The sequence below is a fragment of the Filibacter tadaridae genome (assembly GCF_900609045.1).
GTDB classification, from domain to species: domain Bacteria; phylum Bacillota; class Bacilli; order Bacillales_A; family Planococcaceae; genus Sporosarcina; species Sporosarcina tadaridae.
Genome location: NZ_UXAV01000045.1, coordinates 42066 through 67930 on the forward strand (window position 1 = coordinate 42066; position 25865 = coordinate 67930).

Here is a 25865-nt window from a genome sequence, read left to right on the forward strand (position 1 = left end):
TATGCAAATCAAAGTTAAAGAAGAACAAGACTGGACTCAAATGGTAGACGTTATCGGAAACTATCTCGCTCCTAGTATGGCAAAGGATCATCCGAATCTACCCGTTGTCAAAGCGGAAGGTTGTTATTACTACGGCGCTGATGGAAAACGGTATTTGGATTTCACTTCGGGCATTGCTGTTGAAAATGTCGGTCATCGTCACCCTAAAGTCGTTCAGGCGATAAAAGATGGCGCAGATCATCTAATACATGGTCCGTCAGGCGTTATCATTTACGAATCCATTCTTAAGTTAGCAGCTGAGTTGCAAAAAATCCTCCCTCCGAAACTGGATAATTTCTTTTTTGCCAACAGTGGAACTGAAGCAATTGAGGGTGCATTGAAACTAGCGAAATATGTAACGAAAAGACCTTATATAGTTTCATTCACTGGCTGTTTTCATGGTCGCTCGATTGGCGCATTAAGCGTCACGACATCGAAAAGTAAATATCGTAAGCATCTCCAACCTTCATGGCTAACTCACCAAATCCCTTATGCTTTACCTGAATTTCTGCCGGAAGGGGCAGACCCGGAAGTGTACTTCCCGGAAAAACTTGAGCGTGATGTAAAAAGTTTATTTAACCATCAGGTAGATCCTGAAGAAGTTGCCTGCATGATCATTGAACCTATCCTTGGAGAAGGCGGCTACTACATTCCTCCAACAGCATGGTTGAAAAAAATTCGTGAGATTTGTGATCGACATGGCATACTTCTCATTTTTGATGAAGTACAGACAGGCTTCGGCCGAACTGGGAACTGGTTCGCTGCACAAACATTCGATGTCAAACCGGACATTATGGCAGTCGCAAAAGGTATTGCCGCAGGTTTACCGCTTAGCGCCACTATCGCTTCCAAAGAATTAATGGACCAATGGCCACTAGGCTCTCATGGCACGACATTTGGAGGAAACCCGATTGCTTGTTCAGCAGCGTTGGCCTCATTACAAGTGATTCAAGAAGAGCAACTCCTTGAGAATACAAGGTCGATGGGCGCATATGCAATGGCACGACTGCTTGAAATGAAAGACGAGTATCCGATTATTCGTGACGTCAGAGGAGTTGGACTCATGATTGGAATCGAGCTTGGCGATCCAAAAACCGGAGAACCTTCTGGTAAATCGGTCATGGATATCCTTGAACTTTGCCTGCAAAACGGGGTGCTATTCTACTTGTGTGGTAATTCCGGCGAAGTCATTCGCATGATACCACCACTTACAGTCACTAAAAAACAGATAGATCAAGGTCTTTCTATATTGGAAGATGCATTGCACTCGTATACAAACTAAGGGGGATATGCCATGTCAGTCGTTTACAAAGGGGAAATTGCAAAAACTAGAAGTACAGTATGGAAGTTTCTACTACCTTCTTTGATTGGGGTTTTACTGTTTCTTGTACCCATCAAAGTGAATGATGAATTTACAATTGGCGTAGGGGTTCTTGCCACTTACCTGACAGACAACTTCGGTAATTGGATTCCTCAATTTATCTTGATCATCCTGGGATTCACTGTCATCATGAGCTTACTTACAGTAACGATAAAACCTAAATTCATAGTGGAAAATGCTTTTCTGAAGAATCTATTCCTTGTGGGTCCACTTAACATTTCAATGCGCATTATCGGTTTTGGCGTTGGAGTCATGGCATACTATCAAATCGGACCTGAATTTATATCCTCCCGCACTACGGGTGGAGTCGTTCTGTATGATTTAGCACCTGTTCTACTTACTTGGTTCCTTTTTGCTGGAATTTTGCTTCCTCTTCTAGTGGAGTTCGGACTAATGGAGTTCATAGGATCTTTAGTGAAAAATATCATGCGTCCATTATTTACGTTACCCGGTCGTTCAGCTGTAGACTGTATGGCGTCATGGATGGGTGCTGGAACAGTTGGCGTCCTTGTAACCATGAAACAGTATGACGAAGGTTACTATTCAAAACGTGAGGCAGCTGTCATTGCAACAACATTTTCGATTGCTTCCGTCGCCTTCTCACTTGTAGTTGCGAATATTGTTGATCTTGGTCATCTGTTCATCCCATTCTATTTGACGGTGTCAGCGGCAAGCTTTGTTGCGGCGATAATCATGCCGCGTATCAAACCTCTATCAAACAAACTGGATACGTACTATGAACCAGTCGGTCAACAAATTGACGAAACTCAACCTGAGGGAATTTCGAATATTAAATGGGGCTGGCAGCAAGCACTTGAAAAAGCACATACGGCCAAAAGTCCAAAACGTCTCATTCAGGATGGCGTTGAAACAGTACTCGATATTTGGCTCGGACTGATTCCGCTTGTTATGAGTTTGGGGGCAATCGCACTTATTATCGCTGAATTCACTCCTTTCTTCAATATTATTTCATATCCTTTAGTACCCATTTTGGAATGGATGCAGCTTCCTGAAGCAGCAAGCGCCGCCCCTACAATGCTCGTCGGATTTGCTGATATGTTCCTGCCTTCTGTAATAGCTGGCGGCATAGACGCAGAGATTACAAGATTTGTAGCTGCTGCATTATCACTTACACAACTTGTCTACATGTCTGAAATTGGAATACTAATCTTACGCTCGAACATTCCAGTTAATTTTCTTGAACTATTCATCATCTTTATCCAACGTACAATTATCACTTTACCGATTATCGTGTTAATTGCACACTTTATTGTATTCTAAAAGCATTAACTAAAATTAAAGACCTGTAAATCCTTTCATAAAAGGATTTACAGGTCTTTATATAATTTCTTTCAACTTTTCAACCAGCTTTCCCATCTGTTCATCTGTTCCGATTGTAATGCGTAGATAGTTATCAATTGGCGGCTTATTGAAGTGTCTGACGATAATGCCTGCTTCCTTCAATTGTCCGTAAATCATTTCTGCTGGCACGGTGGCATGCGTTACGAATAAGAAGTTTGCTTGCGATGGAAGAATGTTGAAACCAAGCGTTGTTAACATGTCACTCGTTTTTTGGCGCGTTTTGATGATCATTTCAGTTGTTTTTTTGAAATATACTTGATCTTCCAATGCCGCCTTCGCACCTACTAATGCCAAACGATCCAGCGTATACGAGTTGAACGAGTCTTTGATGCGCACTAATGCGTCTATTAGTGTTTTGTTGCCCAATGCAAAACCGACACGCAAACCGGCCAGTGAGCGTGATTTGGATGTTGTTTGAATAACTAGTAGATTGTCATATTTAGCAACCAATTCGATTGCAGAGCCCGATGCGAAATCGATATAAGCTTCATCAATAATAACAACTTGGTCGGGGTTGTTTTGTATAATCGCTTCGATTTGATCTAATTCTTTGTAAAGGCTAGTTGGTGCGTTTGGATTTGGTAAAATGACGCCGCCTTCGGATTGATAAAAACGCTTGATTGGTACTGAAAAATCTTCATGCAGGGGTATCTCTTCAAAAGGTATGTCAAATAACTTTGCATAGACTGGATAAAAACTATAAGTGACGGATGGAAAGCGAATTTTCTTTCCAGGTTCAAAAAATGCCATGAACGAAAATGCCAACACTTCGTCCGATCCATTCCCTACGAAAACTTCTTCTGGTGCTAATCCATAAACTTGACCAATCTTTTGACACAGCTCATTTGCCGTAGGAGAAGGATAGAGTTGCAGCCCCCGTTCCATTTCCTTGCTGATTGCAGTAATCACAGCAGGACTTGGAGGATAAGGGTTTTCGTTTGTATTCAACTTTATACTATCTTGTCGGCTGACTTGTTCTCCAGGGATATACGGTTCTGTCCGCTTTGCCATGCTGCTCCAAAACTTACTCAACACGCAATACTTCCTTTTTTGGACGTCTAGTTCGCAATACTGTTTTCACATCATCGATGGTCACTTCCATTAGTTCCATCAGGACAAGTGTGTGATAGGTCAAATCAGCAAGTTCATTCGCCAACTCTTCCTTATCATTATTCTTCGCACCAATTAGTACTTCCGTTGCTTCTTCCCCCACCTTTTTTAAAATCTTATCGATTCCTTCACGATATAAATAGGTTGTATAAGAACCTTCTACTGGGTTTACACGCCGTTCCTTTATCTCATCTGCAACTTCATAAATCACTTCACGAATGGATGCCTTCCCTTCGAAAACTGTGTTGAAAAAGCAGTTCTGTTCGCCCGTGTGGCAGGCGGGTCCCATTGGCTCGACTTGTACTAAAAGTGTGTCTTGATCGCAATCCAGTGCTAGCCGTTTAACGCGTTGTCGGTTACCGGACGTTTCGCCTTTATGCCACAGTCCTTGTCTAGATCTACTGTAAAACCATGTTTCTTGTTCTTCGATTGTCATTTGCAGCGCTTCCCGGTTCATGTAGGCAAGCATCAATACCTCCCCAGTCCGTGCATCCTGGACAATAGCAGGAATGAGTCCATTACTATCAAAAGAAATTGCGTTAATGTCAATTGTCATCGTCACTCATCACCTAACTGCGTATTTTTTGTTCGACTAAATAGTCCTTCAAACCATGAATAGTCATCGTTTCGTAATGGAAGACAGATGCTGCAAGTGCGGCACTTGCTTTTCCTTCCGTCAAAACGGTATGGAAGTCTTCCAGTGTACCCGCACCGCCACTGGCGATAATCGGAATGTCAACCGCTTCAGCCATTGCCCGGTTCAACGCGATATTGTAGCCGGCTTTGACACCGTCTTGATCGATGCTATTGACGACGATTTCCCCCGCACCGAGTTTTTCACCTTTTTTCGCCCATTCGATTGCGTCGATTGCCGTGTCTTCCATTCCGCCTTTTGCAAAAACTGACCATTTGGAAGGGGCCACTTCACTGACATCCATCGATAAAATGATACGTTCAGAACCGAACCGTTTTGCTGCCTCTTCAATTAATAATGGATTCGTTAAAGCAGCGCTATTAATCGACACTTTGTCTCCGCCTACATTGAAAATCGCTTCAATATCTTTAATCGTCCGGATACCCCCACCGACAATGAACGGTACTGGTACTACTTCCGCAATTTCTTTTATTAAATCAAGAAACAGTGCACGATTCTTCATCGAAGCAGATATATCATAGAAAACAAGTTCATCCGCACCGTCCGCAACATATTTCTTTGCAAGCGTAAGTGGATCCGCAATTTCTTGAACGTCCAGAAAATTTTTCCCTTTCACCACCTTTTTGTTATCGATATCTAAACATGGAATGATTCTTTTGGTCGTCATCTCATTTCCTCCATTACTTTTCCAAGTGATAGATTACCTTCATAGAGTGCTTTTCCAATGATTGCCCCGTACAAATCGAATTCCTTCAACCCTTCAATATCCTCTTCAGTGGATACACCGCCCGATGCGACAATAGCAATCGAAGAAGCTTCATTCATCATTTTAAGCTCGGCAAAATTAGGGCCTTGTAACATGCCATCTTTCATAATGTCCGTGTAAATGACTGTTTGAACACCGATTTCTTCCAATTCTCGTAATAAGTCAATTGCTTTCACTTTACTCGTTTTTGTCCAGCCATCTGTTGCGACATATCCGTTTCGAGCATCGATTGAAACAGCTATTTTCCCGCCGTATTTCTCAACTGATTTTGTTAGGAATTGCTGATCTTGAATGGCTGCGGTTCCGATAATGACACGATTGACGCCATTTTCAATGTGAATATCGACATGATCCATCGTGCGGATTCCACCTCCAACCTGTACAGGTACTGACACCGCCCGTATAATTTCTGCGATGGCTTCCTGATTTAAAGACTTACCTGTTTTTGCTGCATCCAAATCGACTATATGGATGTATGTAGCACCCTGCTTCTCCCATTCCAACGCCATTGTCGCCGGGGAATCATTGTAGATGATCTCCCGCCCATAGTCACCTTGTATAAGACGAACACATTTCCCACCACGTATATCGATTGCTGGAAATAAAATCATGCCAACTCCCCCTTTTACAGTATCCCCTTTGTTGAAGGTATCCCTTTCACATCCGGGTCAATAACACTTGCCAATCGCAATGCACGGCCAAATCCTTTGAAAATTGCTTCTATCATATGGTGACTGTTTTTCCCGTAGTTCAGATTGATATGCAATGTCACTTTTGCGTGGCTAACAAATGCACGGAAAAACTCTTCCACTAACTCTGTATCAAAATCCCCAACCTTCTCTTTCAACCCTTCAACATTATAAACTAAAAACGGTCGTCCACTAATATCTAGTGAAACAGTCGATAACGCCTCGTCCATCGGTGTTGAGACCGTTGCGTAACGTTCAATTCCTTCCTTTGTTCCGATACTTCCATTGAACGCTTGCCCAAGCACAATGCCGATATCTTCAACCGTATGGTGCTGATCGACTTCAATATCGCCATTGCATTCGACCGTTAAATCGAATCGACCATGTTTTGTGAATAAGGTCAGCATATGATCAAGAAAACCAAGGCCGGTATGGATAGCTGTCTGCCCACTACCATCGATTGAAAACTCCATTTCAATGGCTGTCTCTTCCGTCCGTCTTACAACTGATTCACTGCGCATTCCCATCCACCTTTCTCACCCTTATGGAATTTGCATGAGCTGTTAACCTTTCCGCTTCTGCAAGTGTAATGATTGCATCTGTCACACTTTCCAATGCCTGTGCTGAGTACTGAATGACGCTTGACTTTTTCATGAAATCATAGACACCGAGTGGTGAAGAAAATCGAGCAGTGCCACTTGTCGGCAACGTATGATTTGGACCCGCCATATAATCACCCAATACTTCAGGAGAATAATTCCCAATGAATATCGCACCCGCGTTTTGGATGAACCGGAGCTGGTCCAAGGGATTGTCAATCATCAGCTGTAGATGTTCGGGAGCCAACTCATTCACTAACTCAAATGCTTCCGCTAGCGCATTAACAACGATGATTCTTCCGTTATCAGTTATCGATTTTTCAATAACATCCATTCTGTCCACTGACTTCATCTGCTGCTCTATTTCGTCCTTCAAAGACTCTGCAAATTCCTTACTTGTTGTAATACAAATTGCAGTCGCTCGTTCATCATGCTCAGCTTGCGATAAAAGGTCGGCGGCGACGAAACGAGGTACAGCACTATCATCTGCCAAGACGCAGATTTCACTCGGACCTGCTATCATATCAATCGCAACATCACCGAAAACCCACTTTTTTGCACGGGCAACATAGACATTCCCGGGCCCAACAATCTTCACGACTTTTTGGACTGTTTCCGTACCGTACGCCAGGGCAGCAATCGCCTGTGCCCCGCCCACTTTATAAACAACATTAACCCCGGTCTCCATGGCCGCTACAAGTACGTGTGGGTCCACTTTACCGTCCCGCCGTGGAGGGGTTGTGATTGCAATCTTTTTTACGCCTGCAATTTTTGCCGGGATAACATTCATTAAAACAGTTGACGGATAAGATGCCTTCCCGCCCGGTACATACACCCCGACACTTTCCATCGGAGTCACCTTTTGTCCGAGTAAAATACCGTCGTCACTTGTTGTAAACCACGATTGCTCTTTTTGCACTTCATGAAAAGCTTGAATATTTCTCATCGCTCTTCTTAATGAATCAATGAATGGCTGCGTAACAAGAGCTTGTGCTTCTTCGAATTCTTCCTCTGAAACTTTTATTTCCGCCAAACGAATACCATCGAACTGTTCCGTATAAGTACGCAACTCATTATCACCATCTTTTTGAACATGTCTAATTATTTCAAGTACAGTTTGGTCTACATCCACATCATCTCTTATGTTCTTCCTTTTCTTTTCATCTCTAAATTGTTCAATCGTTACAATTCTCACTACTTATCACTCCAATACGCCTTTTAAACTCTTGATGGATTGCTGGATTTGAATGGTCTTCGTAGCAAAACTTGCTTTGTTGACGATAAGTCTGGCACTGACGTCCGCAATCGTCTCTAAAATGACTAACCCATTCTCTTTTAACGTGCTTCCCGTTTCTACGATATCGACAATAACATCTGACATTCCAATAAGCGGCGCTAACTCAATCGAACCATTCAATTTAATCAGTTCGGTCCGAATACCCTTTTCCACAAAAAACCTTTCTGCAATCGAAGGGTATTTCGTTGCAACAGTTATTACTTTGTCTTTTTCCGGCTGTTTCCCCTCGAAGCCAGCTACGACAATCTGACATTTCGCGACCTTGAAATCGAGTAATTCATAGACGTTCGGTTGTTCCTCCATAATTGTGTCTTTCCCAACGATTCCAATATCCGCCGCTCCTTTTTCCACATAAGTCGGTACATCGACCGCCTTGACAAACAGTAATTTAATAGTTCCGTCTTCGGAGTTTAGAACAAGCTTCCTACATGTAGCATGAAAATCTGGAAACTGGATTCCTGCCTTCGCCAATAACTCCATCATTCGATCTGCAGTACGTCCTTTTGCTAGAGCTAACGTTACAGCACACAATTATAGGTCCCCCTTTCTTCTTCCAATAGCCGTACAACTTCACTACTATTCACGAAAGGTGTTTTCTTCTCTTGGTAAAGAAGAGAATGGCTTGCTTCTTCAAGATATATTGTGCATGTACTCTGTTGGTGATTAAATACCTTTTTCTGCGAAGGTAATGACAATACCCTATAGTTCTGGTCTCGTAATTCATTTGCAAGTTGGATGGACTGGCTAATACAAGCGGAGTCATAAATAATCTTCGCGTCTAGTTGAATGGGCGATTCCACTAGTCGGTTTGCCGAAGCTTCAATAAGCGAATCGATTTCGCAGGCGAATCCAATCGCGGGAATTTCCGCTTCAAATTCATTGCCAAGTTGGTCATATCTACCGCCCATTAATACCGGTTTTCCTATGTGCTCTACAAAGCCTTGGAAGATAATACCCGAGTAATACCCCATATGATTGATGAGCCCTAAATCTAAGACAAGGTAATCCTCCAACCCATACAATTTCAGAAGTTCAACCACTTTTGCCAAATGCTCAAGTTTATTTTTCAAATTGGGTGTAAAAGCAATTTCTGCTGCCCTATATTGAACTTCTTCCGGTTTTCCATAAAGAAAAGGTATCATCATAATGGCTTTCTTCACTTTTTCTCCGATTGGTAAATCCAGGATAAAGGATTCGATTTCAGTTACATTTTTTGCTTGAATCATTTTAGTAAGCATTTTTACTTGTGTCGCTGTTAAATTCATCTCCGAAATTAATTCATTAAAGAATCCTGCATGACCTATTTCGATTTTACAATCTTGTAGCCCTAGATCCGTTACTGTTTGGCAAGAGAGTGCGATAACTTCCGCATCGGCTTCAGGGGAACTCACACCAAAGTATTCCACACCTGCTTGCGTTCTTTGACTATTCCCCTGACCATCAAAAGTTTGACGAAATACATCTTGCACGTAAAAGTAGCGATACTCGTTTCGTAGCTCAGAAATTCCAGCTGCCAGTTGTCGTGTAATCGGTATTGTCACATCTGGCCGCAACACTAACACCTGCCCCGTACCATCAATTACTTTCATCATTTCATTTTGATGAATTGAACTTGTCACCTTCGTATACAAATCGTATTGTTCGAACATTGGTGTTTGGATACGCGTGTAGCCATATGTCATAAATCGTTTGCTGATCGTGAGAATAATCTGCTCGTATTTTTGATAGTCAATGAGATTCTCATCATTCAATCGATAATCCGTATACATTATTCGATTAGCCCCCTTATACTTTAACGCTTTACCATGATGAAGTTAATTAATACTATAAATGTATTACTGTATAATGTCAATAGAAGGAGTGGATTTAAAATGTTTGACTATCATATGCATAGCCATTTTTCGGCGGATTGTTCAATTTCAACAGAGAAAATGGTTATTGGAGCGATTGAAAAAGGAATGGAAGAAATCTGTTTCACAGAGCATATCGATTACGATTATCCAGATGAATCAATTGTTTTTGAGTTCGATTTGCATGCCTACGACACTGAAATTAAAGAACTACAAAAAAAATACGCGGAACGCATCCGCATAAAAAAAGGTGTAGAGATAGGTGTGCAACCTCATCTGTTAAAACGCTATGAAGAACTGATAACTGCTGAGGCATTCGATTTTGTTATCTGCTCCATGCATACGGTTGAGAGAAAAGGGTTGCATTACGGGGATATTTTCATTGGGAAGACTGTTGAAGAAGCCTATAAGACGTATTATGATGAATTGACTTATTGTGTAAAGAATTTTAATCAATACAATGTACTTGGCCATGTCAATCTTATAAAACGTTATGCGAAAGAAGAGGTCGATAATAACTTCCACACGGAGTTGCGGGAGTTATTCAACGTACTCATCCCCGCCGGCAAAGGAATCGAGTTGAATACGTCTGGTGTTCGTTACGGGTTACCGAGTGGGTTGCCCAGTGATGATATTTTAAAACTCTACAAACAATGCGGTGGAGAAATTATAACAGTGGGATCTGATGCGCATCGGGAAACGGATATTGCTTTTCAGTTCAAGGAATCTCTTCAACTATTACAAACTATTGGATTTAAGTACATCACTACATTTGATCAGCAAAAACCTTCTTTCCATTCAATTGAACAATTACTTTGAACGCCAAAAAGAGGAGCCCTTGGTAATCATAGGACTCCTCTTTTTATTTATTTTTACGCAATTCACATGGGCTTTGACTTTGTTTCTGTTTTTGCTTGTCTCGTTTTCATAATAAATGTTAAAACATTCATGAGGCAGAGTACAACAAACAATATAGCAATTCCAGTTTGATCGTTCATGAAACGGTTGTACGCAAAATAACCCATGAAAATAATAAATGCAATATCAATGTATTTGGATTTCATCATAATAACCCCCCAGTTCATACAAGTATAGCAGTTTCAGCTTTTACTTGGCTACATCTCGACAGCTATAAACGTATTTTCCACATCGAAACTTTTCTTTGTAAAACTTATGGTCATTCTACCGTAATCCTCAATTGCCTGATGTTCAAGGTACCTATCTATGAGTTTCACATATACTAACTCGACAGTGTATGAAAAGGAGGGAAACCAATTTGACTGACAATCTATTACCATTCCAGTCGGGATCTGATAAGGACGAACAATTATATGGTCGACCACATTACCCTGGGATGTCAAATGAATCAAGCACCGAACTATCACAGGAAGCTTCCGAGGAAAAGGATAGACCGACCAGCCCGCCACCTGCAATCGTTCCACAACAAAAACAGATGGGTACACTCACCGTTGACCCAGGGGCTTTGGTGGGTTGCCTAAACAGAAACACTTTTATATTGCTAAGCAACCACCAATCTTTCTGGATTTACCCTACGTATATTGACCGCAACACCGTCTCGGGCTATAAATGGAACGGCTATATTTGGATTCCTTGGGGAACAGATTTAGATCGAATCATTTCATTCCAATGTTCGTAACGAATTGAAACAGCTACGCTCATTTTTGGGTATTTGGGCTGTTTTTCTCGAATTATTTTTTTCAAATCAATCATACGCCATGAACAATAGGCGAATTAGCCATACAAAAGATACACAGAGTTCCTATGAAATTCAAAACCCTCTCAACCAATAGGTGAGAGGGTTTTGAGGTTCATACAGAATCAGTTTTTCACAGTCTTCTTTTCATTAACCATACTATGCACTTCTGTTGGCAAGCCCCAAAGCTTGATGAAGCCAACAGCGGCAGATTGGTCAAATTCATCATCGGCAGTATACGTTGCCAACTTTTCATCATATAGCGAGTTCGCAGACTTTCTGCCTTCTACTATCGCATGGCCTTTAAATAGTTTCACACGGACAGTCCCGTTAACAAACTGCTGTGTTTCTTCTATAAAAGCTTCTAGCGCATTTTTGAGAGGTGAAAACCATAATCCATTATAGATGAGTTCACTTAATTTCTGTGAAATGATCGGTTTGAAATGGGCTAATTCTTTAACAAGCGTAATATCTTCCAATTCTTTATGTGCCGTTAGAAGTGTCATGGCACCGGGGCATTCATACACTTCACGGGATTTTATACCGACAAGTCGATTTTCCACATGATCAATACGACCAACTCCATGTTTTCCCGCACGATCATTCAACTGAAGAATAAGCTCGCTAAGTGGATATGTCGTCCCATTAATGCTCGTCGGAATACCTTTTTCGAATTCAATTTCGAGTAATTCCGGCGTATCGGGGGCATCTTCAATTGCAACCGTCAGTCCATATGCACCTTCTGGTGGGGCAGCCCAAGGATCCTCTAGGATGCCGCATTCGTTACTACGGCCCCATAAGTTTTGGTCAATTGAATAAGGACTATCTAAATTGATTGGAATTGGGATATTTTTCTCTTTGGCGTAATTGATCTCCTCTTCACGAGACCAACTCCATTCACGCACAGGAGCAATCACTTCCAATGAAGGATCAAGCGCTTTAATAGCCACTTCAAAACGGACTTGGTCATTGCCTTTTCCCGTACATCCATGGGCGACAGCAGTTGCATTTTCCTTATGTGCCACTTCAACCAATTTCTTGGAGATTAAAGGACGGGAAAGCGCTGAAATGAGTGGGTATTTCTCTTCATACATCGTATGTCCTTGCAGCGCTAATCTTACATACTCATTGGCGAACTCCTCTTTTGCGTCAATAACATAGCTATTCACCGCACCGACTTGTAAAGCCTTCGCTTGTATGAAATTCAAGTCTTTCCCTTCCCCCACGTCCAAACAACATGCAATGACCGCATAACCCTGATCCGTCAACCATTGTACTGCTACTGATGTATCCAAACCTCCAGAATATGCTAAAACCACTTTTTTCTTTTCCATATGAATAATCCCCTTTCATCCGCGAGTGAATGTTTATACACATAACTGTATTTTTATAATACCATGTTTTTGGATTAATACAATCCTTTTTTCGATTTTTTTACAAATTAAAAAACGAGAACACAAAATGCTATCGTGTTTTCGTTTTTCACTATGAATCATTACAGTTAATTAATGCCGTGGCCGACCATTGCGTCTGCTACTTTTAAAAATCCTGCGATATTTGCACCCATTGCTAGATTACCGGGATGCCCAAAATCATCTGCTGCATTTATACAGCTCTGATAGATGTCTTTCATAACTTGATGCAGTTTTTGATCAACTTCTTCGAATGTCCAGTTAAGCCGCATACTGTTTTGAGACATTTCCATTGCTGAGACTGCTACTCCGCCTGCGTTTGCAGCCTTTGCAGGCGCGAAAAGAACGTGATTCTCTTGAAATACGTCAATCGCCTCTTTTGTACATGGCATATTCGCCCCTTCACCAACAGCTTTGACGCCATTTATAACAAGCCAATCGGCAGCTGCTTCATCCAGCTCATTTTGAGTAGCACACGGCAATGCGATATCACATGGAATTGACCAAATCGAAGAACAATCCTCATGATACTCTGCAGTCGGATGATCCTTCACGTACTCCCATATCCGTCTATTAGCATTCTCTTTTAAACGTTTTACCGTCTCGACGTCGATACCATTTCCATCATAAATATAACCACTTGAATCACTACATGCTACAACTTTCGCACCAAGTTGAATTGCCTTTTCCATCGCATATGTAGAGACGTTTCCCGAACCCGACACAACTACCGTACTACCCCGGAATTGCAGGTTTTTTCCTCTCAACATTTCTTCAACAAAATAGATGGTTCCATATCCAGTTGCTTCTTTTCGACCGAGACTTCCACCATGCTGAGGGTCTTTACCCGTTAGAACGCCCGCAGCATAGCCGCCCCTTAAGCGCTTGTATTGCCCAAACATGTAACCGATTTCCCTTTTTCCTACACCTATATCCCCTGCCGGTACATCCGTATCAGGTCCAATATATTTACTTAGTTCAGTCATGAAGCTTTGTGTGAAACGCATCACCTCACGTTCTGATTTACCTTTTGGATCAAAGTCGGAGCCCCCTTTTCCTGCTCCTATCGGTTGACCGGTTAAAGCATTTTTAAATATTTGTTCGAAAGCAAGAAATTTCATAATGCTACTATTCACTGTCGGGTGGAATCTGATTCCGCCTTTGTAAGGACCAAGTTCACTATTGAACTGAACACGAAAGCCACGATTCACATGTACTTTTCCTTGATCGTCTTCCCACGCTACGCGAAACGTAATAATTCGTTCAGGTTCGGTAATGCGTTCAAGTATTCCATTTGCGATATATTCAGGATGTTGGGCAAACACTGGACGGAGGGAATCGAATATTTCTCTCGTTGCTTGTAGGAATTCTGCTTCATCGGGATTTCTTTTCTTTACCAAAGCATATACTTCATGGACGTAATCATTCGCCTTGTTTTTAATCTCTAATTGAACTTCAGTTGAATTTATCAAACGCATTCAGCTCCTCCTGTAGAATATAAAAAGAGAATCCATTGATTCTCCCTTTCAGTGATTGAATATTTGTTCCATTCCACCATTTCTTACTATTATCGCTGAAAATTAGAAAAGATTCAATATGAAAACGAAATATATTTTATATTTTTGCATTTAAGTGGCAATTGCATGCAGTCGATGCTAATAAAAAATAGTTGATTTTTTAGAAAATAAGTGTATTATTACACTATTCAAACATATGATTTGAAAGAGAGTATACGCTTTTTTTCATACCGATGTATTTGAAAATCGCTGAGTCCAGGAAGGATGAGAAGAAGTATGAAATTCAAAAAGATAGTGCGTACATTTATAGGGGCAAATGTAATGCTGGTGATGACTTTCGCTTTTCTACCTCTTCTACTTTTCAATCCGGATGTCGAATTTCTACAAACTTTTATGAATTACCTTAATAAGGAGTAATAAAAGAAGGAATGAGCCATAAGTGCAAAAGCACTTATGGCTCATTCTTTCTTTTTCAACTTAGTTTTTCGATTATGAAGTTATCTTTTAGCAACAGCCAGTTTTGCGGGAATGACAAGCCTAGCTTCCAGTACATGATTCCACGTAAATCAAATTGCTTTATCAAGTCGAATTTAGCTTGAATACTCCGTGCATCCTCAAACCATACTTCATGAACAACCCCTGCGTCATCTGTATAGCGGAAATGAGGTGCTTGCGCCTCATAGTCATATTGAATGGCGACGTTTTCCTGTAGCGCAATCATCAGCGCCTGCTGGGGACTGATTGCTTTTGCCGCGCTTCCTCCTTCTGAAGGTAAAGGGAAACTCCAATCATAACCATATAGATTTTGACCCAGAAAAATTTTGTTTTTAGGGATTTGACTGACTGCGTATTCAACAACTTCACGCACTGGATTGATAGGACTAACAGCCTGTGGATCGCTATACGTATAGCCCCACTCATAGGTCATAAGAGAAACAAAGTCAACGATTTCACCATGTGCTTTGTAATCGTGAGCACCATATATGCCAGTTTTTATATCACTTGCTTTAGGTACAAGTGCTGTAGAAAGTGTTAATCCCGCCGAATGTATACGATCTCTTGCATTTCTTAAAAAATTGTTATACAAATCCCTATCTTCGGGATGAAGTAATTCAAAGTCAAAATGGATATCCTTATATCCTACTTCTTTGGCAACTTGAATTAAGTTATCAAATAACCGATTTTGAACAGCCTCATTTGTAAATATTTCATGGGCGAGATCTGCACTGAACGCATAATTTTCTAAATTACTAACAACAAGTGCATTCGTAGCTCCAGCCGACTTTGCGATTTCCGGAATATCGTCGATTGTCGGTGCTTTAAGCGACCCATCACGTTGCGCTTTATAACTAAACATGGCAAGATACGTTAATGCATCCACTCGATTCTTTACTACATCAATCATCGTTTCAGTAACAGGCGTTCTTGGCTCAACGTACAATAATGATTGAATTGTTTTTTTCGGTCGTGCAGGAATATAAAGCCGTTGACCAATATGAAGTATCGCGTTCGGAGATATATTATTCACGCGGGCGAGTTCTTCATACGTCATTCCATAGGAGTTAGCAATGGCGTAGAGTGATTCACCTTGTTGAACCCAATGATAACTTCCTATAATCGGGATGACTAAAGCTTGCCCAACAACTAATTGTGATGGGTCTGGAAGCTCATTCGCCGTCGCAATCTCCTGATAAGTAATTCCATAACTTCTTGCAATGCCATATAAACTTTGCCCTCTTTGAACAACATGAATTTGCACGTAAAATCATCTACCTTCCTACAAATAAAATAGCTATACCTTATCCTATTTTTGCAGACCGAAGATTATGTATAAAAACGTGTTGAACATCGTTCATTCATTTTTTTCATGAATACCTTTCTCTTCTTTATCCATACTACTAAAGGTTTAGAAAATAAGTCGAGGAGGCAAAAAAGAGTGACCCAAAATCAAACTGGTGAAACACATCTAAACATGCATTCGGGAAACGTTCCCCCACAGATGAATCACGGCGGGCATGAATTATTTGATGTCCACGAGGTACTGTCCGGCACTGTTGCAGCCCTGAATCAGGCCATGTTGCTCCGATCACATGTCAAAGATCCTGAACTTCTTGACATTTTAGATCGTCAATATCGTTTCACGTTGAACGAATATAATACGACGGTCGAGTGTTTCAAAACCGGACAGGATCCTACACAACCTACACAAAGTTACGAGATGAAACAAGGCAATGACTTCGTGTATGGCATGAAAGAATCACCACCAAAAAAACCGATTCAATCGGCAGATGAAATTTCTGATGAAATCATTTCAGGGTTTTTACTTGGAGCGTGCAAAACAGCTGCATCCGCAAAAACGATGTCTGCACTCGAAACATGTAATCCAGTTGTTCGGAGAGTACTCGCGGATTCCATACCGAACTGCATTGAAATGGCATACGAACTTTCAATTTATCAAAATAAGCATCACTATTATCAAGTACCACAACTCGCCCAACAAGACATGCAACAATTATTGAACGCATTTGCACCTGCCCAAGGCCAACCTGGAATGCCGAATAACAACATTCAATAACAAGTCCAATATAAACAGGCACCCACGTTACCTACAGTGGGTGCCTGTTTATATTGGGAATTGTTCACTGTCCCGTTGAATCTAAAATTGAATTCACAATATGCATCGATTACTTTAACTTAGTTGAGAAGTTCTGTGGTGCTGCTGAATGGAAACGCATAAGTTCTCCAGTTCGTGGATGAACAAGCGCTAGCGCAGTTGCGTGTAAACCGAGACGCTTAATGGGGCTTACTGTGGAGCCGTATTTCTTATCCCCGACTACAGGATGGCCGAGTTCTTCCATATGAACACGAATTTGGTTTTTACGACCGGTTTCCAATTCCACTTCGAGCAAAGTAAAGTTCTTGTTTGAACGAATTTTTTTGTAATGGGTAATCGCATGCTGTCCCCCATTATCGACTTGACTTGAATACACTTTAAACGTTTTACTTTCAGTGAGCCAAGATGAAATCTTACCTTGATCTTTTTTGACATTACCTTCTACCAAGGTAGTATAAAGACGCTCTTTCACGACTTCCTGCCAATTTTCCTGCAACTTTTTCTTTATGTCTTCACTTTTTGCAAAGAGCATTATACCTGATGTATCCTTGTCCAACCGATGCACTACGAAGACTTTATTGTACGGGTTACTTTCTTTGACGTATTCTTTCAACTGTTTATAGGCAGTCATTTCGTGTTGATCCTTAGCTGCGACAGACAGTATACCCGAATCTTTTGTAATGACGATAATATCATCATCTTCGTGTAAAATCTCAATTCCATCCAAGACACTTTCCTTTAAAGCGGCCTGATTTGTCAGTATGGCAACGGTATGTCCCGGCTGCAATGGATAATTATGCTGTGTCACCATTTTCCCGTTGACTGTCACTTGCCCCCTTGTCAATATGGATTTTACTGAGTTCCGACTACTTTTCGCCATTGTCTGTAAAAGAAACGGCAATAACTCCATCGGCTCCTTCACCGTGTGAAGAAATGTATCTGCTTTTCGTTTGGGTTCATTTTTTTGATTTTTTCTCATATCCAAAACGCCTCACTCTCTTCTTCCATTATGCTCAAATTGCTCCAACAATACAAACACTGTATGATGAATAAAGGAATTAATTTCAAAGATGGAGGAATAGATAATGGGTATACGTGTTGCAATATTTGACTTTGACGGAACTTTGTATGCAAAAGAGACATTTCAACTACTAATGGAGCATTTGAAATCACACCCTGTTCACCATACAAAATACAATCGTTTTTTCCGTTCTCTCTTGCCTCCTTTCATTGGTTATAAAATGAAAATTGTCCCTGAATCCAAAATGAAAGAACGTTCCATGCAAATCTATTTGGATGCACTGGCACATTTAAACAACGAGGAATTGGTCGCCTTTTTCGAGGAGATGACAGATAAGGTGCAACAAGATTTTAATCCAGCTGTTGTGAACCGTTTCAATCAGCATGCCGCTGACAATATACATATCATGCTTGTGTCTGGTGCATACACACACTTACTCCATGCAGTGACGGGCGGAATGCAATTCGATACGATTATCGGAACAGACATCCCGATGAAAGAACAATCCATTGATAGTCAGACACCTATTTTCCATGTGCAAGGTTCTCGGAAAAATGAAAAAATCAAACTAGCACTGGATGGATTAGAAATCGATTGGGAAAACAGTTTTGCATATGGGGATAGTTTCTCTGATTTGTCCGTTCTTGAACTTGTGGGAAATCCAGTTGCCGTGCGTCCTGAACCAAGGTTGCGGACAATTGCCAAGGAACGGTCTTGGGAAATCATCTAAAAAGCGAAGCCGCTAATTGGCTTCGCTTTTATCTTTCATGATAGTGCTTTTAAACCGACAACCCCAACGATAATCAAAAAAACGCTTGCGATACGCCATTTCCCTTTCGACTCTCCGAAAAAAATCATATTGATGATAACGGCACCCGCTGTTCCAATACCAATCCATACTGCGTATGCAACACTTACTTGCAAATACCTAAACGCTATATACAAAAATAAGAAAGAACTGCCGAATCCACCCGCATAAAGAAGACCACTTCCCATTGTTTTACTTTGGCTATATTTCTTTAGCCCGACTACTCCGAGAATCTCACTTACCGCTGCAAAAAACACAAAAAGCCAACCCATTTTATACAGTTCCTTCCTTCGATTTTTTCTCCTCATTATCATCAGCCAGTTTTAGTCCAATAACGCCGATAACGAGTACGACAATAAAGAAAACTTTCCCACCGCTTAAGCTGCCACCAAACAGTAATACATCCATTAACGATGTTCCAATAGTTCCGATACCCGCAAAAATTGCGTATACCGTTCCTGTCGGAAGTGTTTCACAAGCTATCGTAAGGAAATGAAAGTCCAAAATAATAAAACCTATAATAAAAATCCAATGCCACCATTCACTTGCTGTATTGAATCCATAAATCCATACCAATTCAAAAAAGCTTGTCATCCCGACGGCAAACCATGCTTTATTCATAATTAATTCTCCTTGTTTATGACTGACTGTCATTCATATGCTGCTATTAACTTTCCCAGTGGCAGGTTCTGACATCCAGTTTAAAATTTAATACCCAGCGCATGTATTAAAAACTCATTAACTTCTGCCTTTTGAACACGTGCTTGGTCGTCTTGTTCTGAATCATATAAATAAATTTGTTCTGCGGCAGATTCTACAAGCCCAATTACTAATTTTGCCGTACGATCACAATAAATGGATTCACGTATGATTCCCTGTTCCCTCGCCTCTTCTAATCGCTCGCTTATCCATTTATAAAAAGGAGCATAAACAGTTTCCCATTCCCTTAAATGTTCAGTTGACGCAAGGCCGGAATAAATAAGCGCTTGTATTTCATGGTAATCCCGTGTTACAAGAAAAATGGCATCGATGATTTGTTCTATTTTAACTGAAAAAGGGGCATTGTCTTGTACAGTTTCCTGTACGATTGACAATGTTTTCTCAACCATTACTTCAGCAATTGCAGGCATCAATGCTAATTTCGAGGGAAAATATAAATAAAATGTACCTTGTGCAATTCCTGCCGCCTTCACAATATCCGATATTTTCGTTTTTTCGATTCCTTGATCTCGGAACACTTGGATAGCTACCTGTACAATTAATTCTTTTTTATTCATTGTCATCCTCCTCACTGTTATGACTGACTGTCATTCATTATAACATAAAAAAATTAAAAACAGGTATTCTTCAACCGGTTAGTCGAAGAATACCCGCCTTATTTTATTTCTCGAACACCGCAGCAAGGACTTTACCTGCTGCAACGTTATTTAAATTTTTATAAATACAGCTTTGCGGTTTCTCACGTAAGGTTTTGGCGAAAGAGTTGGCAAGTTCCGCTTCTCCTGCAATATGAATTTCCTTCCAACCACGCTCTTTTTTCAATTTCTCTACGGTTGAGCCCATTCCCTTGTAAAATCTTTCGAGGTTTTCTTTAAGACGATGATCGAAACCATCTGAATGTCCTTCCCCGGTACCACGTTGAATTGAGGACTTGACTCCTTTTTGCTCCGACCAAACTTCCAAACCAGAGTCGAAAGCAAACGTTAGTTCATCCTTGACAACGCCCATTGCAGTGTCCAATATGCGAACTTCTCCAAAGCTTGGCAATACGATGCCCGCTTCCGGGTAAGCCTTCAACATATATTCCAGTTCTTCCGTCACAGGATGATTTTCCCAATGGAAGCTTGTTTTGACCGGTACTTGCACAAAATGTACCGACCATATTTCGGGGTCATTTGCAGCGAAAATTACGACACCTTTGCTTAAATCACTTTGGTTTTTTTCAATTTCTTTTACAACCTTGTCCTTAACCGCTTTGTACGCTTTCAATTCTTTGTCTTCTGAAGCAGCAAGGTATTCATCAAAACGGCTAAATCCATTCTTCAAATGGATTTTCCACGCACCATTCAGCTGTTCAGGATCAGCTGGGTTCGTGTTTAAATACACACTCAATACACAACGGTCATCGCAGCGAAATTCTTTCAGGGTTTGAAGTTCTTTGCTTAATGACATATATCCTTCAACCTCCTTAGGTTTAGCTTCATTACTTGCATACCCTTGCTCTGTCTTTCAAAACAGGTGTTTTTTTCATTAAACGCTATAATTGCCTAAGCATAAGCAAATCAACTATATATTTTGACATAAAGAATCCTCTCAACAACGCTTGGCGCCTTCGCTGGAGATTATATAGAATCATTCGTTCAACATTTGTTATTTGAATTTTTTTAAAATAGTCCCCTATCATAGAAATCCATTAACAAAGGTATTGAAAACGCTTAACTAATCATAATAGTTGTACTTGATTGAATTTTCCACCTTGCGTTACTTCTTGACTTGTGGTAATAATTTAGTATTACGCTTAACAAAAAAAGGACAGAATGGGGTAGGTTGAATGACTGGCTATTATCGTGATTCACTCGAGATGCACCGACTTTACAAAGGGAAAATGGAAACCATTTCAAAAGTGCCGTTGGAAAATGCACATGACCTTAGTTTGGCATATTCTCCGGGTGTAGCTGATCCCTGTTTGGAGATAGCGAATAATCCTTCCCTTGTGTACGACTACACAATCAAAGGAAACCTTGTAGCAGTCATTACGGATGGAACTGCCGTATTAGGTCTCGGTGATATTGGTCCACAGGCGGCTCTTCCTGTAATGGAAGGAAAGGCAATGCTATTGAAAAGATATGCGGGTATCGATTCATTTCCAATCTGTCTAGGAACAAAAGATGTTGATGAAATTGTACAAACGGTTAAAATCATTAGCCAAACATTCGGGGGTATCAATCTGGAAGACATCTCCGCACCTCGTTGCTTCGAAATCGAAAAGAGATTACGTGAGGAATGTGATATACCTGTATTTCATGACGATCAGCACGGAACAGCTATTGTCGTTGGTTCGGGCTTATTAAATGCACTAAAAGTCGTCGGAAAAGAAATCAACACCGTTAAAATAGTCGTCAATGGTGCGGGTGCTGCAGGTATTGCAATTACAAAATTACTTCGGATTATCGGTTTTGAAAACATTATTATTTGTGATTCAAAAGGTATTATTTATAAAGGGCGTCCCAATGCGATGAATCCGATTAAACATGAAATAGCTGAACTAACGAATTCACTTCACTTAACTGGTTCTCTGCAAGATGCTATGGCAGGTGCAGATGTATTCATAGGCGTATCTGCTGCCAACATTTTGACGAAAGAACTAATCGATTGTATGAATAGTGATCCGATCGTCTTTGCTTTAGCAAATCCAAATCCTGAGATTGCACCTGAGCTAGCAAAAGAATTTGGTGTCCGGATTATTGCGACGGGTCGTTCCGATTACCCAAACCAGGTGAACAATGTACTGGCGTTTCCAGGCATCTTTCGGGGCGCTCTCGATGTAAGGGCGACTGAAATAAATGAAAGCATGAAACTGGCCGCAACCTATGCTATCGCTTCCTTAATCGACGATGCCGATTTAACAGATGAATACATTATCCCCGACCCATTTGATCATCGGATCACAAAAGTTGTCGCACAAGCTGTAAGTGAAGCTGCAATAAGTTCTGGCATCTCAATCTTACGTAACCTTGCTGTTCAATAATGAAAACAAACAGCGCTACAAAAAACGGTTTAGCCGGTTTTCAGCGCTGTTTTTCACTTTTCTTTTTCGGAGTTCAAATCTACATGTAGGCTTCCATCCGTTTGAATTTCTGCATAAAATACATGATCGATATTACCAATTCCTTGTTTTTTTAATTGTTCATAAACCCATTCAGATGTCAGGTTTAATTCGGTTAGACTATTCTCCACCATTTTTCCTTCCAAAATAATCTCAGTAGGAAGGTATTTAGCCTTTGGGGAGGAGACCTTCATATCAGTTTTTGTTGCTGTTTCTTGACCTGCTTTTTTCAACACGCTTAAATTCCCATTTATCTCAAGTATTGCATAATCTACATCTTTAATTGAAAAAATCTGCTGTTCTCTTAGCATCATGTTTACCTCGTTCATATCCAGTCGCAACTTTTTTAATGACTTTTCTAGAATTTTCCCATCTCTCAATACAATTGTTGGCTGATCGTTTAATAGGATACTTGCCTTATTCGATTTAAAAGCTATAAAACTCATTAGCATCGTCAATAGGGCCCACCATATCATCGATACCAATCCATTTAAAAATGGCGTTTCAGATTCACCCGCGATATTCGCCGCGATGGAACCTATTGTAATACCCGTTACATAATGGAAAAACGTCAGTTGTGATATCTGTTTTTTCCCCATAACCCGTGTAAGAATAAGTAGCGCCACGAATGCACAACTCGTCCTAAAAATCATTTCCCAAAAATCCAATTTCATCATTACTTCTATATTCATTTAAATAATCACCTCCATGTATGGGAAGTGTTCCACTACGAAGAATTCCTATACATCTGGGTTATAAAGGTCATTTTGTTTTCACTTTAAAATGATTGAAAGCAAAAAAAGATACAACGGGTTGTTGTATCTTAAAATGTTTTTTAATCCAGTTTGACTCTCAAAATTTCTCCGGTAGCCGCGTGAATTTTCACTTCGTATTTAACGCCTTGAGAAGTTCGAATATCAATTTCATATAGCAAAACTCCATCGTCGTAATCAAGTTCTGCCTTAACGACTTGGCCTGGTACTTGCTCCGTTGCAATTGCCATCGCCTGTTCAATTGAAATTCTACGATAATTAGGATTTTGCCAATGGTTTTCCCAATAATGATCTTGACCGTACCAATGTTGATTCGTCAACGATTTCCCTCCCATTTGGTGATTGCGTCTTTACCATACTATTCAGAAGGAAGGGAAGTGTGCATCAATCATCCATTGATCATTTCCATTCGTATGGCGTTTCTTGATAAACGTAATAGTTCAACCAGTTAGAGAACAATAAATGCGTATGCGACCGCCACGAATTTGGTGGCTGATTAGTTACTTCATCATTCGGAAAGTAGTTTTCTGGAAGGGCGACTTCCACTCCTTTTTGAAGATCCCGATTATATTCTTCAGCAAGTGTGGTTGCATCATATTCCAAATGTCCCGTAATCATAATATGTTTTTCATCGTTTGAAATGATAATAAATGCCCCTGCATCTTCAGATTTAGAAAGAAGCGTTAGACGAGGGTCTTTTTCGATTTCTTCTATGGAAACCGCTGTATAACGAGAATGAGGTGCAGTAAATTCGTCGTTGAAACCACGGGCCAACTTAATTGTTGGATTTGACACATTATGTTTGTATACACCAAAGCATTTTGCCGGCAACTTATATTTGCCTATTCCATAATGATGATACAATGCGGCTTGTGCACCCCAACAAATATGTAAGACAGATGTTACGTTCTCTTTTGACCAATTCATGATGTCTTTTAATTCATCCCAATAATTTACGTCTTCAAATGCTAAATGTTCAATCGGTGCACCGGTAATGATCATTCCATCGAAGCGCCGATTTTTTACATCTTCAAATGTCTCATAAAATGTGTCCAAGTGGGATTTGCTTGTATTTTTTGATTCATGTGTTGCCATGTTCATGAATGTAATATTCACCTGTAGCGGTGTATTCCCAAGTAGTCGTAGCAGCTGCAATTCTGTTCTCTCTTTTTCTGGCATTAAATTTAAAATCAAGACGCTTAAAGGACGGATATCTTGCTTCACTGCGCGTTCTTCATCCATTACAAATATCTTTTCTTCTAATAATCGCTCTCTGGCGGGTAATTGCTTAGGTATGTTTATCGGCAATTGATATCGCTCCTTTTCTTTGAACCAATAGTTTCAGTTGAAATCATACAAAAATGACCCATATGCATAGTTTAGCATGACGGGTCGTGTGAATATATGAATTATACTGATATTAATCATTTCATTGAACACGCTGTTACGCTAAATAATTATTTAATGACTTTTTTCTTTTCTTCCGGTTTTTCACCCAACTTGCTTTCTATCAGGGCTTGCCTTATTCCAGTTTTTGATTTAATTCGGTGGACAGATGTGCGATTGTAGATATTCTCAATTTTTTCAGCTAGAAAGTGAGTCCGTTCGTATAAAACTGATCTAAAGTTATCCATTTGCCTTAATATTTTCTCCGTCAACCCTTCTTGGGTATCCAAACGACTTAATACGACATTTTGAATCGTCTCTTGCTTCGAGATTTGTTGGGCTAATTGCTTTTGTTGATCAATTTGTTCCGTTATTTTCACTGAGAAATCTTCATTAACAGTATCGGATTTTTTCAGTTGTCCTGTTATTTCTAGATTCGATTGGTTGATCTGTTCAATCTTTTCAATAAGTTTCTGATCGACTAAACGCTCATTAGATACCATTCTTTGCAAGTCTTTATTTTTGGAGTGTAGTTTCGTCAATGATTCCATAACGACATTTTCGAACTTCAAATGACGCTTGTTGTGTTCTGTAAGATCCGCAAAATTGTTGCTAATTGTTTTCCAGTGCTGTATTTGTGTATTTTTTTGTTGTCTGACGGATTTATCAAGCGAATTCAAATTTTGGTGAATTAAATCATGAATCTTTTTCTGTTCAGCCATCCATTCTTCCATTGCGTTGCTCTTGAAATCATTTTGGTTTGGTTCATTCATCTTTCGTTCATTTTTATAGACATCCGGGTGCATACCGTTGTTTATAAACAATCCCATTTTATAACCTCCTTGTCATCGTATCTTATGCACGTTTTGACAAGGACGATAGTATTTGGCATAATATCTATCTTACGTGTCTTATATAATTTAACGGGTCTTTTTTGCTAACAAGGCGTATGAGTAAAATGTTTGTGGGTGAATAAATAGTAACCGCTCCCTGCAAGTTGGAATCCCGGTTTTGGATTCCAACTTGCAGGGAGCGGAAAGTAAGCG

28 protein-coding genes are annotated in these 25865 nt (G+C 40.3%); 7 read left to right on the top strand and 21 right to left on the bottom strand.

Features of this window, described 5'->3' with window-relative positions; all coding sequences use genetic code 11:
• The first annotated feature begins 1 nt into the window (after nt 1).
• Together FILTAD_RS14800 and FILTAD_RS14805 are read left to right on the top strand one after the other, a co-directional pair.
• Entirely contained in the window at nt 2-1321 is a 1320-nt protein-coding gene (locus tag FILTAD_RS14800) for an aspartate aminotransferase family protein (RefSeq protein ID WP_124071756.1), read from the top strand.
• 12 nt (nt 1322-1333) lie between these two features.
• Nucleotides 1334-2701 carry a YjiH family protein gene (locus FILTAD_RS14805; protein WP_124071757.1) on the top strand — a complete coding sequence of 456 codons (1368 nt, stop codon included), beginning with the start codon at nt 1334-1336 and terminating at the stop codon, nt 2699-2701.
• Nucleotides 2702-2758: 57 nt separating this feature from the next.
• Here the strand turns inward: FILTAD_RS14805 and hisC are convergent, their stop codons facing one another.
• Genes hisC through hisZ form a run of 8 tightly spaced genes read right to left on the bottom strand, consistent with a single transcriptional unit; the run spans nt 2759 to nt 9667 of the window.
• Nucleotides 2759-3814 carry a histidinol-phosphate transaminase gene (gene hisC / locus FILTAD_RS14810; RefSeq protein WP_124071758.1) on the bottom strand — a complete coding sequence of 352 codons (1056 nt, stop codon included), beginning with the start codon at nt 3812-3814 and terminating at the stop codon, nt 2759-2761.
• Nucleotides 3807-4454 carry a bifunctional phosphoribosyl-AMP cyclohydrolase/phosphoribosyl-ATP diphosphatase HisIE gene (gene hisIE / locus FILTAD_RS14815; protein ID WP_124071759.1) on the bottom strand — a complete coding sequence of 216 codons (648 nt, stop codon included), beginning with the start codon at nt 4452-4454 and terminating at the stop codon, nt 3807-3809. The genes hisC and hisIE overlap by 8 nt, the downstream gene beginning before the upstream one ends.
• Nucleotides 4455-4461: 7 nt before the next feature.
• Nucleotides 4462-5214: an imidazole glycerol phosphate synthase subunit HisF gene (hisF, locus tag FILTAD_RS14820; protein ID WP_124071760.1), complete on the bottom strand. Its 753-nt coding sequence runs from the start codon at nt 5212-5214 to the stop codon at nt 4462-4464.
• Nucleotides 5211-5924, bottom strand: coding sequence for a 1-(5-phosphoribosyl)-5-[(5-phosphoribosylamino)methylideneamino]imidazole-4-carboxamide isomerase (gene hisA / locus FILTAD_RS14825; RefSeq protein WP_124071761.1), 714 nt, complete (start codon nt 5922-5924; stop codon nt 5211-5213). Before hisA ends, hisF begins: the two co-directional genes overlap by 4 nt.
• A 14-nt stretch (nt 5925-5938) precedes the next feature.
• Nucleotides 5939-6523 carry an imidazoleglycerol-phosphate dehydratase HisB gene (gene hisB / locus FILTAD_RS14830; RefSeq protein WP_124071762.1) on the bottom strand — a complete coding sequence of 195 codons (585 nt, stop codon included), beginning with the start codon at nt 6521-6523 and terminating at the stop codon, nt 5939-5941.
• Nucleotides 6513-7796, bottom strand: coding sequence for a histidinol dehydrogenase (gene hisD / locus FILTAD_RS14835; RefSeq protein WP_124071763.1), 1284 nt, complete (start codon nt 7794-7796; stop codon nt 6513-6515). Before hisD ends, hisB begins: the two co-directional genes overlap by 11 nt.
• 6 nt (nt 7797-7802) lie before the next feature.
• A complete protein-coding gene (hisG, locus tag FILTAD_RS14840) occupies nt 7803-8429 on the bottom strand; it encodes an ATP phosphoribosyltransferase (RefSeq protein ID WP_124071764.1) in 627 nt (208 codons plus the stop codon).
• Complete coding sequence (gene hisZ, locus FILTAD_RS14845) at nt 8417-9667, bottom strand: ATP phosphoribosyltransferase regulatory subunit (protein ID WP_124071765.1); 1251 nt, start codon at nt 9665-9667, stop codon at nt 8417-8419. Before hisZ ends, hisG begins: the two co-directional genes overlap by 13 nt.
• Nucleotides 9668-9769: 102 nt before the next feature.
• Here hisZ and FILTAD_RS14850 point away from each other — a divergent pair, with 102 nt between their 5' ends.
• Nucleotides 9770-10567, top strand: coding sequence for a histidinol-phosphatase HisJ family protein (locus FILTAD_RS14850; protein WP_124071766.1), 798 nt, complete (start codon nt 9770-9772; stop codon nt 10565-10567).
• A gap of 62 nt (nt 10568-10629) precedes the next feature.
• On the opposite strand, the gene FILTAD_RS14855 is transcribed toward FILTAD_RS14850, so the two are convergent.
• Entirely contained in the window at nt 10630-10815 is a 186-nt protein-coding gene (locus FILTAD_RS14855) for a hypothetical protein (RefSeq protein WP_148085405.1), read from the bottom strand.
• A 209-nt stretch (nt 10816-11024) separates the two neighbouring features.
• On the opposite strand from FILTAD_RS14855, the gene FILTAD_RS14860 reads away from it, so the two are divergent.
• Entirely contained in the window at nt 11025-11405 is a 381-nt protein-coding gene (locus FILTAD_RS14860) for a collagen-like protein (RefSeq protein WP_124071768.1), read from the top strand.
• A gap of 182 nt (nt 11406-11587) precedes the next feature.
• On the opposite strand, the gene FILTAD_RS14865 is transcribed toward FILTAD_RS14860, so the two are convergent.
• The 3 genes from FILTAD_RS14865 to FILTAD_RS14875 all read right to left on the bottom strand — a co-directional run bounded on the left by FILTAD_RS14865 (nt 11588) and on the right by FILTAD_RS14875 (nt 16150).
• Nucleotides 11588-12796 carry an argininosuccinate synthase gene (locus tag FILTAD_RS14865; protein WP_124071769.1) on the bottom strand — a complete coding sequence of 403 codons (1209 nt, stop codon included), beginning with the start codon at nt 12794-12796 and terminating at the stop codon, nt 11588-11590.
• A gap of 167 nt (nt 12797-12963) precedes the next feature.
• The gene (gdhA, locus tag FILTAD_RS14870; RefSeq protein WP_124071770.1) at nt 12964-14352 is read right to left on the bottom strand and encodes an NADP-specific glutamate dehydrogenase; all 1389 of its coding nucleotides are present in this window, start codon (nt 14350-14352) and stop codon (nt 12964-12966) included.
• Between the two features lie 511 nt (nt 14353-14863).
• Nucleotides 14864-16150 (bottom strand): glycoside hydrolase family 18 protein, encoded by a 1287-nt coding sequence (locus FILTAD_RS14875; protein WP_124071771.1) that lies wholly within the window; start codon nt 16148-16150, stop codon nt 14864-14866.
• A 177-nt stretch (nt 16151-16327) separates the two neighbouring features.
• On the opposite strand from FILTAD_RS14875, the gene FILTAD_RS14880 reads away from it, so the two are divergent.
• On the top strand, nt 16328-16966 hold the full coding sequence (locus FILTAD_RS14880) for a spore coat protein (RefSeq protein ID WP_238988263.1): 639 nt from the start codon (nt 16328-16330) through the stop codon (nt 16964-16966).
• Between the two features lie 109 nt (nt 16967-17075).
• Here FILTAD_RS14880 and FILTAD_RS14885 read toward each other — a convergent pair whose 3' ends face one another.
• Nucleotides 17076-17984, bottom strand: coding sequence for an RluA family pseudouridine synthase (locus FILTAD_RS14885; protein WP_124071773.1), 909 nt, complete (start codon nt 17982-17984; stop codon nt 17076-17078).
• A gap of 106 nt (nt 17985-18090) precedes the next feature.
• Here FILTAD_RS14885 and FILTAD_RS14890 point away from each other — a divergent pair, with 106 nt between their 5' ends.
• Nucleotides 18091-18756 (top strand): HAD family hydrolase, encoded by a 666-nt coding sequence (locus FILTAD_RS14890; protein WP_345788913.1) that lies wholly within the window; start codon nt 18091-18093, stop codon nt 18754-18756.
• Nucleotides 18757-18791: 35 nt separating this feature from the next.
• Here the strand turns inward: FILTAD_RS14890 and FILTAD_RS14895 are convergent, their stop codons facing one another.
• The 4 genes from FILTAD_RS14895 to FILTAD_RS14910 all read right to left on the bottom strand — a co-directional run bounded on the left by FILTAD_RS14895 (nt 18792) and on the right by FILTAD_RS14910 (nt 21006).
• Nucleotides 18792-19106, bottom strand: a complete 315-nt coding sequence (locus tag FILTAD_RS14895) for a DMT family transporter (protein WP_124071774.1) — start codon at nt 19104-19106, stop codon at nt 18792-18794.
• Nucleotide 19107: 1 nt separating this feature from the next.
• Nucleotides 19108-19455: a DMT family transporter gene (locus FILTAD_RS14900; RefSeq protein WP_415579268.1), complete on the bottom strand. Its 348-nt coding sequence runs from the start codon at nt 19453-19455 to the stop codon at nt 19108-19110.
• A gap of 80 nt (nt 19456-19535) precedes the next feature.
• On the bottom strand, nt 19536-20111 hold the full coding sequence (locus FILTAD_RS14905; protein WP_124071775.1) for a TetR/AcrR family transcriptional regulator: 576 nt from the start codon (nt 20109-20111) through the stop codon (nt 19536-19538).
• 103 nt (nt 20112-20214) lie between these two features.
• Nucleotides 20215-21006 carry a VLRF1 family aeRF1-type release factor gene (locus FILTAD_RS14910; RefSeq protein ID WP_124071776.1) on the bottom strand — a complete coding sequence of 264 codons (792 nt, stop codon included), beginning with the start codon at nt 21004-21006 and terminating at the stop codon, nt 20215-20217.
• A 379-nt stretch (nt 21007-21385) separates the two neighbouring features.
• Here FILTAD_RS14910 and FILTAD_RS14915 point away from each other — a divergent pair, with 379 nt between their 5' ends.
• Complete coding sequence (locus FILTAD_RS14915) at nt 21386-22582, top strand: NAD(P)-dependent malic enzyme (protein ID WP_124071777.1); 1197 nt, start codon at nt 21386-21388, stop codon at nt 22580-22582.
• 53 nt (nt 22583-22635) lie between these two features.
• Here the strand turns inward: FILTAD_RS14915 and FILTAD_RS14920 are convergent, their stop codons facing one another.
• The 4 genes from FILTAD_RS14920 to FILTAD_RS14935 form a co-directional block, all read right to left on the bottom strand.
• The gene (locus FILTAD_RS14920) at nt 22636-23352 is read right to left on the bottom strand and encodes a YetF domain-containing protein (RefSeq protein ID WP_238988264.1); all 717 of its coding nucleotides are present in this window, start codon (nt 23350-23352) and stop codon (nt 22636-22638) included.
• A 143-nt stretch (nt 23353-23495) separates the two neighbouring features.
• The gene (locus FILTAD_RS14925) at nt 23496-23753 is read right to left on the bottom strand and encodes a PepSY domain-containing protein (RefSeq protein WP_203229729.1); all 258 of its coding nucleotides are present in this window, start codon (nt 23751-23753) and stop codon (nt 23496-23498) included.
• Between the two features lie 79 nt (nt 23754-23832).
• Nucleotides 23833-24741 (bottom strand): homoserine O-acetyltransferase MetA, encoded by a 909-nt coding sequence (gene metA / locus FILTAD_RS14930; protein ID WP_124071779.1) that lies wholly within the window; start codon nt 24739-24741, stop codon nt 23833-23835.
• A gap of 149 nt (nt 24742-24890) precedes the next feature.
• Nucleotides 24891-25649, bottom strand: coding sequence for a hypothetical protein (locus FILTAD_RS14935; protein WP_124071780.1), 759 nt, complete (start codon nt 25647-25649; stop codon nt 24891-24893).
• Nucleotides 25650-25865 lie beyond the last annotated feature (216 nt).